This window comes from Arthrobacter sp. FW306-2-2C-D06B (genome assembly GCF_021789175.1).
Lineage (GTDB): Bacteria > Actinomycetota > Actinomycetes > Actinomycetales > Micrococcaceae > Arthrobacter.
This window is the reverse complement of the sequence record NZ_CP084560.1, coordinates 1,739,308-1,754,505: the sequence shown is the minus strand read 5'-3', so window position 1 is coordinate 1,754,505 and position 15,198 is coordinate 1,739,308. Positions and strand designations below refer to the sequence as shown.

The window sequence follows — 15,198 nt, the reverse complement described above, 5'->3', positions numbered from 1 at the left end:
GGGCGGCTGGAGCTGAGCTCACTGGCCGTAGAAGTCCTTCTCGAACACAGCCCGGGTCCTCCGGCTCAGGCGCAGATAATCTTCCTCGAACACCGCGGCTTGCCCGGGAGCGTAACCGCACCATCTGGCAACGGCCTCAAGATCCCTGCGGGAGGCAGGGAGGACATCGGAGGCGCGCCCGGTGCAAATCACATTCGCAGAGCGGATACGGCTCGCGAGCCGCCAGGCTTCGCGAAGCAACACGATGTCGCTCCTGTCGATCAAGCCCAACGACTCAATCGCGTCGAGGGCCTGCAGGGTCGAAGTCGTCCGGAGTTGCGGATGCTTCCCTGCGTGTTGGAGCTGGAGCAGCTGCACAAGCCATTCGACGTCGCTGAGTCCGCCCCTGCCGAGCTTCACATGCCTGGCCGGATCGGCGTTTCTCGGTAGCCGTTCGGACTCGACGCGTGCCTTGACGCGTCGGATCTCACGCACATCTGTCTCCGCCAGCGATTCCGGGTAGCGGATCGGGTTGATGAGCCTGAGGAACTCCGCGGCCAATTCGTCGTTTCCGGCCATTGGCTGAGCCCGCAACAGCGCCTGGGCTTCCCAGATGAGGGACCACCGCCGGTAATACTCCGCGTATGACTCGAGGGAACGCACCATGGCCCCGTTCTTCCCCTCCGGGCGAAGATCGGCGTCGACGCTGAGGACCCGCTCCGCGAGGATGGCCGGTTTGAGGGGTTGGGTCAGCAACGTGGAAATGTGCCCCACGATGGCAAGGGCTTGTTGCTGGGCTTCGGATTCACTCACGCCGGGAAGGGCGCGGTGGACGTACATGACGTCGGCGTCAGAGCCGTAGCCGATCTCTCGTCCGCCTTGCCTGCCCATGGCAACCACCAGCACTTGAGTCTTGAGGGGGCCCTCGGAAGCCACGGTGGTCTCGGCGACGTGCAAGGCGCCCAAAACCGCTGCCCGGTCGGCATCGGCCAGTGCCGCGCCCACAGCGTCTTGTTCCAGGAGGCCGGAACTGTCCGCGATGGCGATCCGGAGGATTTCCCGGCGCCTGATGAGCCGGATGAGCCGCATCGCGTTCGCCGGATCGGCGTGGCGCGACATCTTGGACTGGATTTCCTGCCACTGCGCTTCGAAGCTAAGGGGCGTGAGTTCCTTGTCGGCACCAAGCCACGCAACGGATTCCGGGGAAACCTCCAAGAGATCGGCGATCAGCCGTGAATTGGAGAGCACGTGGCAAAGCCGCTCGGCCGCCGCTTGGGAGTCCCGGAGCATCCCGAGATACCAATGGGTGGTTCCGAGGGCTTCGCTGACGCGGCGGAAGGCGAGCAGTCCGGCGTCGGGATCCACGCCTTCCGCGAGCCAGCCGAGAAGGATGGGGAGCAGTTGCCGCTGCAAGGCGGCGCGGCGGCTGACCCCTGCCGTGAGGGCCTCGATGTGGCGCATGGCGCCTTGCGGGTCGCGGTAGCCGAGTGCCGCGAGCCGGCCTTGGGCGGCTTCCGGCGTGAGCCGGGCGTCTTCGGTGCTCAGCTTCGCGGCCGTGTTGAGCAGCGGCCGGTAGAAGATCCGGTCGTGAAGTTCGCGAACGGACCGCTTGGTCTTCTGCCAGGTTTCGATCAGGGCGTCCGGATGCGGCCTGCCCGTCGAAAAGGGCCCCAGGACGGCCTTTGCGAGGAAACGCAAGGACTCCTGGCTCGTAGGCATCAGGTGGGTACGGCGCATCTGGAACAACTGGATACGGTGCTCAAGAACCCGGAGATAGCGGTAGGCGGCGTCGAAGGCCGCGGCGTCCACCCGGCCGATGTAGCCACCCGCGGACAGCGCCGCTATCGCCGACGTCGTATCCCGGCAACGGAGCGTTTCATCGGACCTTCCGTGGACGAGTTGCAGGAGCTGCACGGTGAACTCGACATCGCGCAGGCCGCCGGGACCGAGTTTGATCTGGCGCTGTTCTTCCGCCGGGGCGATGTTGTTCGTTACCCTGCGGCGCATCGCCTGCACCGATTCCACGAATCCTTCCCGGCCGGCCGAAGCCCACACGAGCGGTTGGACGGCCTGCTCGTAACGCGAGCCCAGATCCTTGTCCCCCGCGATCGTCCGGGCCTTGAGGAGCGCTTGGAACTCCCAGCTTTCAGCCCACTTCGCGTAGTAGCTCAAGTGCGACGGCAACGTCCTGACCAGGGGACCCGATTTCCCCTCGGGCCGCAGATTCGCGTCGACCTCCCACAGACCGGGTTCGGATCCCGTGGACGAAATGGCACGGGAGATCCCGGCGGCCAAGGCCGTACCGATGGTTGCAGCCTTGGCGTCCTCCAGGTTCGGCGCCTCGATCACGTAGATGACGTCGACGTCGGAAATGTAGTTGAGCTCGCGGGCACCGCATTTGCCCATGCCGATGACGGCCAGCCCGACGCCGGCAATATCGGCGGGATCGAAGGTCGCCGCGGCTTCGGCCCTGGCAACCGCCAGGGCTGCTTCGATCGCTGCACCGGCGAGGTCGGCCAGTTCGGCGCCGACGGCGGGCATGAAGTCCTGGGGACTCGCGGCGCAGAGGTCCTTGATGGCCAGTTCGGTCAGCCCCCGCCGGTAAGCCGTCCGGAGTGCGGTGTAGGCGCTGGCCCCCGTCATCGCGGCAACGGGCCGGGGAGAGTTGGGGTCCGCCTTGACCGAGCGGAGCAGCTTCGTCCGAAGCTCACGGGGGTCGGCAGACAAGGGTTCCGGGCTGACGCGGACATCAAAGACGTCCAGGTGTTCCGGATGCCTGATCAGGAACTCTCCCAAGGCCTCGGAGGCCCCCAGCAAACGGTAAAGCGGCTCGCTGCGATCCGGGTGCTCCCCCGCGAGCTGCCTGAGTGAGGGATGCTTCTCAATCAAACGGACGAGCGACTGGAGCGCGGTGTCCGGGTTGGCGCTCAGGTGCAGGCCGGCAAAGATCGTCTCCTGGTCGATGCCGTCGAGTTCACGCGCGGCAAGGAACCGTTCACCCTTTTCAAGATCGCTGAAACCGGCCGAGATGAGCCGGCGGGCCAGGCTCACACTCACAGCCTAGAGAATGCCGAGATTGCGCTTGAGCTCGTAAGGAGTGACCTGGAGCCGGTAGTCCTGCCATTCCGCACGCTTGTTGCGCAGGAAGTGGTCAAAGACCTGTTCGCCGAGGATGTCCGCGACGAGTTCCGAATCCTCCATGGCGCGGATGGCATCGTGGAGGCTGGCCGGCAGCGGCGTGTGACCCATCGCCTTGCGCTCGGCCGTGGTCAGCGACCAAACGTCGTCTTCCGCGGCGGCCGGAAGGTCGTAGCCTTCCTCGATGCCCTTGAGCCCGGCACCCAGCAACACGGCGTAGGCGAGGTACGGGTTGGTGGCGGAGTCAATCCCGCGGTATTCGATCCGTGCGGACTGGCCCTTGCCCGGCTTGTAGAGCGGCACACGAACCAAGGCGGAACGGTTGTTGTGGCCCCAACTCAGGTAACTCGGCGCTTCGCCGCCGCCCCAGAGACGCTTGTACGAATTGACGAACTGGTTGGTGACGGCTGTGAATTCCGGCGCGTGGTGCAGGATACCTGCGATGAACTGGCGCGCGGTCTTGGACAACTGGAATTCGGCGCCGGCCTCGTAGAAGGCATTGGTGTCACCCTCGAACAGCGAGAAGTGCGTGTGCATGCCTGAACCGGGGTGGTCCGTGAACGGCTTGGGCATGAACGTGGCGTAGGTGCCTTGCTGCAGGGCCACTTCCTTGATGACCGTGCGGAAGGTCATGATGTTGTCCGCCGTCTGGAGGGCGTCCGCGTAGCGGAGATCGATCTCGTTCTGGCCGGGTCCGCCCTCGTGGTGGCTGAACTCCACGGAGATGCCCACGGATTCAAGCATGGTGACGGCCGTGCGACGGAAGTCCTGCGCCACACCGCCGGGCACGTGGTCGAAATAGCCGCCCTCGTCCACGGGAACAGGAACGCCGTTGGCGTCGAGGTCCTGGGACTTGAGGAGGTAGAACTCGATTTCAGGATGCGTGTAGCAAGTGAAACCCATGTCAGCGGCCTTGGCGAGGGTGCGCTTGAGCACGTTGCGGGGGTCGGCGGCCGACGGCTCGCCGTCGGGGGTCAGGATGTCGCAAAACATCCTTGAGGTCTGCTCGGTTTCACCACGCCATGGAAGGATCTGGAACGTAGAGGGGTCCGGCTGGGCCAGCATGTCGGATTCGAACACCCTTGCGAGGCCTTCGATAGCCGAGCCATCGAAACCCAGGCCTTCTTCGAAGGCACCTTCCACTTCTGCCGGCGCAAGTGCCACCGATTTCAGGGAACCGACGACGTCGGTAAACCACAAGCGTACGAAGCGCACATCACGCTCTTCGATAGTTCGCAGAACGAACTCTTGCTGGCGGTCCATGGGGCCTCATTTCCGGGTAAACGTCCATGCCGCGGGTTCGGGGTTCGAAGCCGACGACAACTCAGCATTCACTCTACTAAGCATTGGCCCGGATTGGCTGCACCCCCGGTTCGCGTAACACAGCGTTTACAAATGTGAGGCTCCTCATGCGCCGGTGGCTAGGACGGCCGGTACCGCATACGCTCTATTCATGGCCCCAAGCAACAGTTCCGATTCCAGCATGCCCGCCGAAATTCCTGCGCCTTACGGAACCGGACCTGCCGCTGCAGGTTCCGGAGCTTCAGCGGTTGCTTCAACTCCGAAGCCCGCCGCCCGGATCCGCACCCATCACCTGCAACAGGCCAAGGCCAAGGGTGAGCGATTTGCGATGTTGACCGCCTACGAGCAATACACCGCTGAGATTTTCGACCAGGCCGGCATAGAAGTGCTGCTGATAGGCGATTCGGCCTCCAACAACGTCTTCGGGAACGAAACCAGCCTCCCTGTGACCGTCGACGAACTCCTCCCCTTGTGCCGCGCAGTGGCCCGATCCGCCAAGCGTGCCTTGGTTGTGGCCGATCTTCCTTTTGGAAGCTACGAAGTGTCGCCGGAGCAGGCAGTGGCAACAGGCGTTCGCTTCCTCAAGGAAGGCCTGGCGCACGCCGTCAAGATCGAAGGCGGGGCGTTCTATGCGGGAACCGTGCGGGCCATGGTCCAGGCAGGCATTCCCGTCATGGCCCACATCGGCTTCACGCCCCAGAGCGAACACTCGCTGGGCGGCTACCGCGTCCAGGGCCGGGGAGATGACGCCGCGCGCCTCGTCGAAGACGCCGTTGCCCTCGCGAATGCCGGAGCGTTCTGTGTACTCATGGAGATGGTTCCCGCGGAAACCGCGGCCGCCGTCGACGCAGCCATTGACGTGCCGACTATCGGAATCGGCGCAGGCAACGCGACCACGGGACAGGTCCTGGTGTGGCAGGACATGGCCGGACTGCGCGGCGGCAAGATGGCCAAGTTCGTCAAGCAATATGCGGATCTGCGCACCACCCTGAGCGAGGCAGCGAAGGCGTATGCCGACGACGTCAGGTCCGGCCAGTTCCCGGGCCCGGAACACTCCTTCTAGGACCGGAACCGGCCCTCGTCGCCGCTAGTCCTCGTCGTCTTTGTCCCAGGCTTCGTTGCGGGCCTTGACCTTTTCGAGGGCATGCTCGGCTTCCTCGCGGGTCTTGTAAGGACCGATCAACTGGGACCAGTCAGACAGCGCGTCCTCTTCGATTTGGTGTGTCTGAACGTTGTACCAGAACTCCGCCACGGTTTCTCCTTTGCGAATCCCGCCGTAAGCTCGGCGGGGCCGGTTGCCCTGCGTGCGGGCCGATATTTAGCTACTTAGTTACTTGCGTCTCGTGCGTCCCTTATATGATCAATCTATGCCTTCTCCCGCTCTGACCGCACCCATCGGCACGCTCACCCGTGGAACCGTCAGCCCACAGCTGCCAGTACCGGCGTCCATCCCGCGCCCGGAGTACGTCGGCAAGCCGGGACCGGCGAAGTTCACCGGTTCAGAGGTCAAATCGGCGGAAACCATCGAGAAGATCCGCATCGCCAGCAAAATCGCGGCCCAGGCGATCGTCGAGGTCGGCAAGCATATCGAGCCCGGGGTCACGACGGACCAGTTGGACCGGATCGGCCACGAGTTCATCCTGGACCACCACGCCTACCCGTCAACTCTTGGCTACCGGGGCTTCCCCAAGTCCCTGTGCTCCTCGCTCAACGAGGTCATCTGCCATGGAATTCCGGACAGCACCGTCGTCCAAGACGGCGACATCCTGAACATCGACATCACGGCCTACATCAACGGCGTCCACGGAGACACGAACTACACGTTCCTGGTGGGAGACGTCGACGACGAGTCGCGGCTTCTCGTTGAACGCACCCGGGAGTCGCTCAACCGGGCCATCAAAGCCGTAGCGCCGGGCCGCGAAATCAACGTGATCGGCCGGGCTATCCAGTCCTACGCGAAACGCTTCGGCTACGGCGTGGTCCGCGACTTCACCGGCCACGGCGTCGGCGAGGCATTCCACACGGGCCTGATCATCCCCCACTACGACGCCGCGCCGGCCTACAACACGGTCATCGAAGCCCGCATGGTCTTTACGATTGAACCCATGCTCACCCTCGGAACGATCGAGTGGGACATGTGGCCCGATGAATGGACCGTAGTCACCCGCGACCACAGGCGGACCGCGCAATTCGAACACACCCTGTTGGTCACCGAGACCGGCGCCGAAATCCTGACTCTTCCTTAAGCTCTCCGGAAGGTCACCTGCAGCCGTTCGTGCTGCGACATGCCCACCCCTCCTGCCATGAACGGAAACGCATTGACCAAGAAGGATGAGAAGATCCACAAGAACGGCCCGCTGATCGGCATCGACGTCGGTGGCACCGGCATCAAGGGCGGCATCGTCGATCTCAAAAAAGGCAAGCTGCTCGGGGACCGCCTCCGTATTCCCACGCCGCAGCCCGCCACCCCCGAAGCCGTCGCCGAAGTGATCGCACAGATCGTCGAAGAATTGTCGGCCCGGGAGGATGCTCCGGCCAAGGGCTCGCCCGTGGGAGTCACCTTCCCTGGAATCATCCAGCACGGTGTGGTCCGCTCGGCCGCAAACGTGGACAAGTCCTGGCTCGACACCGACATCGATTCGCTGCTCACCAAGCGATTGGACCGTCCCGTCGAGGTCATCAACGACGCCGACGCAGCCGGACTCGCTGAAGCCCGCTACGGCGCGGGCGAAGGGGTCGACGGCACGGTCCTGGTCATCACGCTCGGCACAGGCATCGGCTCAGCCTTCATCTTCAACGGGCACCTCGTGCCCAACGCCGAACTCGGCCACCTCGAAGTGGACGGCCACGACGCCGAAACGAAGGCATCCGCCGTGGCACGTGAACGCGACGGCTTGAGCTGGGAAGAGTACAGCGTGCTGCTGCAGCGCTATCTCTCCCACGTCGAGTTCCTGTTCTCCCCGGAACTCTTCATCATCGGTGGCGGCATTTCGAAGCGTTCGGACGAATACTTCCCCCACCTGAATCTGCGGACCCGCATCGTCACCGCGGAACTGAAGAACGACGCCGGGATCGTGGGGGCCGCGCTTGACGTCGCCCTCCACCACAAGCTGGCCAAGTAGCACGGCAGCCTTCCGGATGGACGACGGCGTGCCCGACGTCGCGATTGTCACCGGCGCTAGCCGGGGCATCGGCGCCGCCATAGCCCTCAGGGCAGCGGCAGCCGGGTACGCCGTCGTCGTCAACTACTCCAAAGACTCCGACGGCGCACGGAACGTTGCAGCGGAAATCCGGGCCAATGGCGGAACGGCCTGTAGCGTACAGGCCGACGTCAGCGACCCCTCGCAGGTTGTCGCGCTCTTCGACGCCGCGGCCTCCTTAGGCAGGATCACCGCCGTGGTCAACAACGCCGGCATCACGGGCAACCTCATCGGCAATCTCATTGATGTGCCGAGCGAAACGATCCGCCGTGTCATGGACGTCAACGTCAACGGATTGGTCTTCGTCTGCCAGGAAGCTGTTCGACGCCTGTCCACCGAGAGCGGCGGGCCGGGCGGCTCCATTGTCAACGTTTCCTCGACCGCGACCAAAGCGGGTTCACCCGGCACGTGGGCGCACTACGCTGCGAGCAAGGGCGCTGTTGACGTCCTGACGGTTGGCCTCGCGTCCGAAGTAGCAAAACAGGGTATCCGGGTGAATTGCGTGGCGCCGGGAAGCACCAACACGGGATTGCACGCAGCCGCTGGGATGCCCGACCGTGTGGAACGGCTCAACCCGGGGATCCCCTTGGGCCGGGGCGCAGAACCCGATGAGGTGGCCGCCGCCGTGTTGTGGTTGATGTCCGACGACGCCGGCTACATCACCGGAGCCGTGTTGCCGGTCTCGGGCGGACGGTAGCAGTGATGCCGGTGGTGGCTGCGGCTTCCCCTCCGCTGCCACCACCGGAGCTAGATGGGGCTCTTCTCGGAGCTCTTGCCCTTGGCGATTTTCGCCGCATTCTCGGCCGCTGCGCTTTCGGCTTCGTGGCGGAGCAGCGAAATGGCCGATTCGAAGTCCTCAAGCGATTCGAAGGCCTGGTAAACGCTGGCAAATCGCAAGTAGGCGACTTCGTCGAGTTTCTGGAGTGGTCCCAGGATGGCCAGGCCGACCTCGTGGGCGTCGATTTCAGCCGCACCGGAAGATCGGATATTTTCCTCGACTTCCTGGGCCAGCATCGCGAGGTCGTCCTCAGTCACGGGACGCCCCTGGCAGGCCTTCCGAACGCCGTTGATGATCTTGATCCGGCTGAAGGGCTCCCCCACGCCGGAGCGTTTGATGACGGAAAGGCTTGTGGTCTCCACGGTGGTGAACCGGCGTCCGCACTCGGGGCACTGGCGCCGACGGCGGATGGCCGAGCCGTCGTCGGCCATTCGACTGTCCACGACGCGTGAGTCGGGGTTTCGGCAGAACGGACAATACACGCTGGGCCTCCCCTGTTTGGTTCCGGCCCCCTGTCCTCACGGCGGCATCGGCCGGGGACGCAAAGGGTGCCGGAAGTTTGACTTCCGGCACCAGTTTACGGCTACATAAGGCCTAATGACAAGCCTGTAATTACTATATGTAGTGGTTGTGACCCATACATGTAGTGGTTTAGGCCCCCGCGAAACGAATCTTGACGGCGTCGCCGTGGCCGGGAAGGTCTTCGGCGTCGGCGAGGCTCACAATGTGTTTGCTGACCTGTTCCAAGGCAGCCTTGTCGTAGTTGATCACCTGGACGGCGCGAAGGAATGTTGTCACGTTGAGGCCGGAAGAAAATGCTGCTGTACCGCTCGTGGGCAAAACGTGGTTGGAGCCCGCACAGTAGTCTCCGAGGCTGACCGGGCTGTAGTCCCCTACGAAAATCGCGCCAGCGTTGCGGATCCTTGCGGCCACCGCGGCCGCGTCCGCCGTCATGATTTCCAAATGTTCTGCCGCGTACGCATCGCAGACCGCAATGCCCTGCTCGATATCGCCTACCAGCACCACGCCTGACTGCGGGCCCGACAATGCCGTGGTGACCCGTTCGCTGTGCTTCGTGGTTCCTGCCTGCACCGCGAGCTCCCGCTGCACAGCCGAGGCGAGTTCCTCGGAGTCGGTGATCAGGACAGACGCCGCCTTGGGGTCGTGCTCGGCCTGGCTGATGAGGTCCGCGGCCACGAGCGCAGGACGGGCGGAAGCATCAGCCAGGATGGCGATCTCGGTGGTGCCGGCCTCGGAGTCGATCCCCACGACGCCTTTCACAAGCCGCTTCGCGGTGGCGACGAAGATGTTTCCGGGACCGGTCACAACGTCCACGGGCTCGATGGGCTGATCATCGCCGGCCCCCGGGATACCGTAGGCAAAGGAAACAATCGCCTGGGCACCTCCGATGGCATAGACCTCGTCGATCCCGAGCAAAGCGGCTGCGGCCAGGATGGTGGGGTGGGGCAAGCCTCCGAAGTCCTTCTGGGGCGGGGAAGCCAAAGCGATCGATGCGACCCCGGCAGCCAGCGCCGGAACGACGTTCATGATCACCGAGGACGGGTAGACGGCCAGGCCGCCGGGAACATACAGCCCCACGCGGCCCACCGGTACCCAGTTCTGGCTGACGACGGCGCCGTCCCCCAGTTCCACATCGACGTTCGCGGGCCGTTGGCCATCCGCAAAGCGCCGGACACGGCTGATGGATTCCTCCAGGGCCGCGCGGACCGACGGGTCCAGGTTTTCAAGGGCTTCGGCAAGGGCTGCGGCCGGCACGCGGGGGTGGGACTGTTCCACGCCGTCAAACGCCAACGCGAACTCCCCAAGCGCCTCGAAGCCGCGCGAACGGACGGCCGCAATGATGTCCAGTACTTTTTGCTCGGCGTCCGCCATGGTCTGATGCTTCGCCCGGGGCACCGCGGCGCGCAGTTCCGCCAAGGTCAGGGACCGTCCGCGCAAGTCAATGCGGCGGAAGTCCAGGGACTGGGCGGCGGTTTCGGCAGGATTCTCCGGAGAAATGGTCACCAGATCATTTTACGGGGCAAGCGGCGGTGCCTCCGGCTGCTTTCCCATCAAGCTGAAAAGAGTCAGGAGGAATGTCACAAGGGCCGTCGCCCCCGGCCACAGCAAGAGTGCCGTCGCCGCCCGCAAGGTGAAGCCCTGACTTCCGTTTGCGGCGGGACCCCACCACTGTGCGGCCAGCAACCCCACCTGCCAAGCCACCAAGGCCCCTGCCGCTCCACCCAGGACTGCCAGGAACGTGCGGATGCCGTGTCCCGGCTTCCGGACCTTGCTATCGAGCAGGACCGCCGTGAAGCAGCCGGAAAGCAGCAGAAGCCCGGCCAGGACCAAGTCCCTCGGAAGCCGCCCGGCCGAGGCTGTGGGATCGGAGAGGGCAGGATTTCCGGAGATCACGTTGAGGCCGCCCGGAGCCAGCAGCCACCATGCGAGACCCAGCACGATGCCCGAGGCTGCAGGCACTGCGAGCCACAGCCACCATGTGCGGTCTCGCGTGTCCGGGTCCATGTGCGGGTCCGTGTCCCCCGTGGAACCGGAGTCGAGAAGGTTCGGTGTTGGCTTGGTCATGACACAAACATTAACAAACGTTTCTGGACGCTCAACAAGCAAGCGTCCCGGCGGGCAGCGGAATACGCTGAATCCACCAGCGTTATTACCAATAGCTCACGCAGGAGAATGGCAAAGTGGCTTCGGACAATTCGGCTTTTGAAGCAACATTCAAGCAAATGTTCCGCCGGCATGCCGCCGGCGTGGCCATCATCACTGCCGACCTCCACGGCAAGCCTTTCGGCTTCACCGCGACGTCCGTGGCTTCGTTGTCCGCCGAGCCGCCACGCTTCACGTTCAACATGTCCCGCAGTTCCAGTTCCTGGCCCGCGGTGGCGAATTCGACATATATCGGCCTGCACATGCTCGGCCTGGAGAACCAGGCCCTCGCAGACCGCTTCGCCCGCACCCAGGAACGGTTTGAGGGCGATCACTGGGAACCGGGCCCGTTCGATGTCCCCATCCTCAAGAACGTCGCCGGCTGGTTGATCGGCAAGATCCAGATGCGCCTGTCCTTCGAAAACAACGCGATCGTCGTGGTGGAGGTTGTCGACGGACTGGTCGGCGAGGACGACACTCCCCTGCTTTACCATTCCGGCTCCTACGGCCAGCCGGTTCCGCTCGACTATGAGATCTAGTTAGCTGTCCAGGCAGGTCGGGCCAAGAAGTACCTTGAGGTCACCGAAAAGCGACGGAGTGGGATTCACGCGCATGTGCACGGGCAGGCCCATGACCTCGACCTTGGAGTCACCCTGCAAGTGGAGCCTGACCTCGGAGTTTCCCCGGTGGGTGGTCAAAACATCACGAAGGTCAGTGACGACGGCCTCGGTTGCCTTGTAAGTGGGCATCGTGATGACGAGGGGACCGTTGGTGCTTTCGCTCAGGTCCGGAACCGAGAGCTCCATGCAGTTCAGGGTGACCGCACCGTCGTCGCGCCGCTGCAGGCGGCCCTTGACCACCACGATCAGGTCCTCCGCGAGGACCGAGGCGATGGGGCCGTAGACCTGGCCGAAGAACATGACTTCGATGGAACCGCCCAGGTCTTCGATCTCCGCCCGCGCGTAGGCGTTGCCGCTTGCCTTGGCAATCCTGCGGCTGAGCGAGGTGATCATGCCCGCAATGGTGACGATGGCGCCGTCGTGCGGTCCGTCTTCTCCCAGGATCGAGGTGATCGACTGCTCGGCGTGCTGGCTCAACACGCCCTCAAGCCCTTGAAGGGGGTGGTCCGAGACATAGAGTCCGAGCATGTCACGCTCGAAGGCGAGTTTGTCTTTCTTCTCCCATTCCGGCAGGTCCGGGATCTCCGTGCTCAGGGAGGCTTGCGGCTCCTGGTCCTCGAATCCGGCGAAGAGATCGAACTGGCCGATCGCCTCATTGCGCTTGAGGGTGATGACAGAGTCGATCGCTTCTTCGTGCACCATCGCCAGCGCACGGCGGTGATGGCCGAGGGAGTCGAACGCACCGGCCTTGATGAGGGACTCGATGGTGCGCTTGTTGCAGACCACCGCCGGAACCTTCATGAGGAAGTCCTTGAAGGAGGTGTAGGCGCCCTCGTTCGCCCTGGCCGCCACCATGGCTTCCACGACGTTGACGCCGACGTTGCGGATAGCCCCCATTCCGAAGCGGATGTCGGTTCCGACAGGGGTGAAGTTGAGGCTTGACTCGTTGACGTCCGGCGGCAGGACCGTAATGCCCATGCGTCGGCATTCATTGAGGTAGATGGCCGATTTGTCCTTGTCGTCACCCACGGAGGTGAGCAGGGCGGCCATGTATTCGGGAGCGAAGTGGGCCTTCAGGTACGCGGTCCAGTAGGAAATGACCCCATACGCGGCGGAGTGCGCCTTGTTGAAGGCGTAGTCGGAGAACGGGAGCAGGATGTCCCACAAGGTCTTGACGGCTTCCATGGAATAGCCGTTGTCCTGCATGCCCTGGGAGAAACCGGCAAACTGCTTGTCCAGTTCGGATTTCTTCTTCTTGCCCATGGCGCGGCGGAGGATGTCGGCTTGGCCAAGTGAGTATCCGGCCAGCTTCTGGGCCACGGCCATGACCTGCTCCTGGTACACGATCAGGCCATACGTTCCGCCGAGGATTTCGGAGAGCGGTTCCTCGAGCTCGGGGTGGATCGGGATGACTTCCTGGATCTTGTTCTTACGCAGGGCGTAATCCGTGTGGGCGTTGGCGCCCATGGGACCTGGCCGGTATAGCGCCAACACGGCGGAGATGTCTTCGAAGTTGTCGGGCTTCATGAGCTTGAGCAGCGACCGCATGGGCCCGCCGTCGAGCTGGAAGACGCCCAAAGTGTCGCCGCGCGCCAGCAGCTCGTACGACGCCGGATCGTCCAACGCAAGGTGCTCGAGATCGAGGTCGACGCCTCGGTTCATCGTGATGTTTTCGAGGGCGTCGGAAATGATCGTCAGGTTCCTCAAGCCGAGGAAGTCCATCTTGATCAGGCCAAGGCCTTCGGACGTCGGGTAATCGAACTGCGTGATGACCTGGCCGTCCTGGATGCGGCGCATGACAGGAATGACGTCGATGATGGGGTCCGAAGACATGATGACACCCGCGGCATGTACGCCCCACTGCCGCTTCAGCCCCTCGATGCCCAGCGCGGTCTCGAAGACTTTGGCGGCCTCCGGGTCCGTACTGATGAGCTGGCGGAAGTCTCCGGCCTCGCCATAGCGCTTGGCCTCGGGGTTCTGGATGTCCGCCAGCGGGATGTCCTTGGCCATCACGGCCGGCGGCAACGCCTTGGTGAGCTGTTCACCCATGCTGAACGGGTAGCCGAGCACACGGGAGGAGTCCTTGAGCGCCTGCTTGGTCTTGATGGTGCCGTAGGTGACGATCATCGCCACGCGCTCGTCGCCGTACTTCCGGGTGACGTACTCGATGACCTCGGAACGGCGCCGATCATCGAAGTCGACGTCGAAGTCGGGCATGGACACGCGGTCCGGGTTGAGGAAGCGCTCGAAGATCAGGCCGTGTTCCAGCGGGTCGAGGTCGGTGATGCGCATGGCATACGCCACCATGGAGCCCGCACCCGAACCACGGCCCGGGCCCACCCTGATTCCGTTGTTCTTGGCCCAGTTGATGAAGTCGGCCACCACCAGGAAGTATCCCGGGAAGCCCATGGACGTGATGACCTCAAGCTCATAGTCGGCTTGCTTCCGTACCTTGTCCGGGACGCCGTTCGGGTAGCGGTAGTCGAGCCCCGTGGCTACTTCCTTGACGAGCCAGGAGGTCTCGTCCTCGCCGGGAGGACAAGGGAACCGCGGCATGTAGTTCGCGCCCGTGTTGAAGGACACTTCGCAGCGCTCTGCGATCAACAAGGTGTTGTCGCAGGCTTCGGGATGGTCGCGGAACAGCTCGCGCATCTCCTGCGGTGACTTCAAGTAGTAGCCGCTGCCGGAGAACGCAAATCGCGAGCCGCCGTTGTCATAGGTGGGCTCGAGCAGCGTGGAGCCCGACTGGATCGCCAGGAGGGCCTCGTGGGCCTTCGCGTCATGCTCATGCGTGTAGTGGAGGTCATTGGTGGCCACGAGCGGAAGTTTCAGCTCCTTGGCCAACCGCAGCAGATCGCCGGTGACCCGCCGCTCGATGTCCAGGCCATGGTCCATCAGCTCGCAGAAGTAGTTTTCCGCACCGAAGATGTCGCGGAATTCCGAAGCCGCGGCCAGTGCCTCCCGATATTGTCCGAGCCGGAGCCGGGTCTGGACTTCACCGGAAGGGCAACCGGTGGTGGCGATCAGGCCTTCCGAATACGTGTTCAGCAACTCCCTGTCCAAGCGGGGCCATTTGCCGAACACCGAGTCGAGCGAAGCAATCGAGGATGCCCGGAACAGATTGCGCATGCCGGCGTTGTTGTAGCTCAACAACGTCATGTGGGTGTAGGAGCCACCACCGGAAACGTCATCCTTGCGCTGGCTCTCGTCGCCCCAGCGAACGCGCTCTTTGTCGCCGCGCGCCGTGCCCGGCGTGACATAGGCTTCGACGCCAATGATCGGCTTGATGCCTTTGTCGGTGGCCTTCTTCCAGAAATCGAAGGCACCGAACAGGTATCCGTGGTCCGTGGTGGCCAGCGCAGGCATGCCCAGCCGCTCGGTCTCGTCGAACAACTCCGTGAGACGGGCCGCACCATCCAGCATGGAGTATTCGGTGTGGGTGTGCAGATGGACGAACGAGTCATTGCTGGAAGTCACCACGACAGTCTACCGGCAGGGCCCGCGCAGTTGGAGTGGC

At 63.7% G+C, this 15,198-nt stretch carries 12 protein-coding genes; 5 read left to right on the top strand and 7 right to left on the bottom strand.

Annotated features, from left to right (window positions below; translation table 11 throughout):
* Positions 1-18 precede the first annotated feature (18 nt).
* Positions 19-3,030, bottom strand: a complete 3,012-nt coding sequence (locus tag LFT47_RS08235; protein WP_236816945.1) for a bifunctional [glutamine synthetase] adenylyltransferase/[glutamine synthetase]-adenylyl-L-tyrosine phosphorylase — start codon at positions 3,028-3,030, stop codon at positions 19-21.
* Between the two features lie 9 nt (positions 3,031-3,039).
* Positions 3,040-4,380, bottom strand: a complete 1,341-nt coding sequence (locus LFT47_RS08230) for a glutamine synthetase family protein (RefSeq protein ID WP_234753871.1) — start codon at positions 4,378-4,380, stop codon at positions 3,040-3,042.
* A gap of 190 nt (positions 4,381-4,570) precedes the next feature.
* Here LFT47_RS08230 and panB point away from each other — a divergent pair, with 190 nt between their 5' ends.
* On the top strand, positions 4,571-5,482 hold the full coding sequence (gene panB / locus LFT47_RS08225; RefSeq protein WP_236816943.1) for a 3-methyl-2-oxobutanoate hydroxymethyltransferase: 912 nt from the start codon (positions 4,571-4,573) through the stop codon (positions 5,480-5,482).
* A gap of 24 nt (positions 5,483-5,506) precedes the next feature.
* Here panB and LFT47_RS08220 read toward each other — a convergent pair whose 3' ends face one another.
* Positions 5,507-5,671, bottom strand: coding sequence for an SPOR domain-containing protein (locus LFT47_RS08220; protein ID WP_234753867.1), 165 nt, complete (start codon positions 5,669-5,671; stop codon positions 5,507-5,509).
* 115 nt (positions 5,672-5,786) lie between these two features.
* On the opposite strand from LFT47_RS08220, the gene map reads away from it, so the two are divergent.
* The 3 genes from map to LFT47_RS08205 all read left to right on the top strand — a co-directional run bounded on the left by map (position 5,787) and on the right by LFT47_RS08205 (position 8,316).
* Entirely contained in the window at positions 5,787-6,665 is an 879-nt protein-coding gene (gene map, locus LFT47_RS08215; RefSeq protein ID WP_236816941.1) for a type I methionyl aminopeptidase, read from the top strand.
* Between the two features lie 72 nt (positions 6,666-6,737).
* Positions 6,738-7,541, top strand: coding sequence for a polyphosphate--glucose phosphotransferase (gene ppgK, locus LFT47_RS08210; protein WP_272909619.1), 804 nt, complete (start codon positions 6,738-6,740; stop codon positions 7,539-7,541).
* Between the two features lie 16 nt (positions 7,542-7,557).
* A complete protein-coding gene (locus tag LFT47_RS08205) occupies positions 7,558-8,316 on the top strand; it encodes a glucose 1-dehydrogenase (RefSeq protein ID WP_236818481.1) in 759 nt (252 codons plus the stop codon).
* A gap of 50 nt (positions 8,317-8,366) precedes the next feature.
* On the opposite strand, the gene nrdR is transcribed toward LFT47_RS08205, so the two are convergent.
* The 3 genes from nrdR to LFT47_RS08190 all read right to left on the bottom strand — a co-directional run bounded on the left by nrdR (position 8,367) and on the right by LFT47_RS08190 (position 10,983).
* Positions 8,367-8,879, bottom strand: a complete 513-nt coding sequence (nrdR, locus tag LFT47_RS08200) for a transcriptional regulator NrdR (protein ID WP_234753861.1) — start codon at positions 8,877-8,879, stop codon at positions 8,367-8,369.
* A 169-nt stretch (positions 8,880-9,048) separates the two neighbouring features.
* The gene (gene hisD / locus LFT47_RS08195) at positions 9,049-10,422 is read right to left on the bottom strand and encodes a histidinol dehydrogenase (protein ID WP_236816938.1); all 1,374 of its coding nucleotides are present in this window, start codon (positions 10,420-10,422) and stop codon (positions 9,049-9,051) included.
* A 9-nt stretch (positions 10,423-10,431) separates the two neighbouring features.
* Positions 10,432-10,983, bottom strand: coding sequence for a hypothetical protein (locus LFT47_RS08190; RefSeq protein ID WP_236816924.1), 552 nt, complete (start codon positions 10,981-10,983; stop codon positions 10,432-10,434).
* A 158-nt stretch (positions 10,984-11,141) separates the two neighbouring features.
* On the opposite strand from LFT47_RS08190, the gene LFT47_RS08185 reads away from it, so the two are divergent.
* Positions 11,142-11,600 (top strand): flavin reductase family protein, encoded by a 459-nt coding sequence (locus LFT47_RS08185; RefSeq protein ID WP_441431183.1) that lies wholly within the window; start codon positions 11,142-11,144, stop codon positions 11,598-11,600.
* Here LFT47_RS08185 and dnaE read toward each other — a convergent pair whose 3' ends face one another.
* Positions 11,601-15,158 carry a DNA polymerase III subunit alpha gene (dnaE, locus tag LFT47_RS08180; RefSeq protein WP_236816920.1) on the bottom strand — a complete coding sequence of 1,186 codons (3,558 nt, stop codon included), beginning with the start codon at positions 15,156-15,158 and terminating at the stop codon, positions 11,601-11,603.
* Between the last annotated feature and the right edge of the window lie 40 nt (positions 15,159-15,198).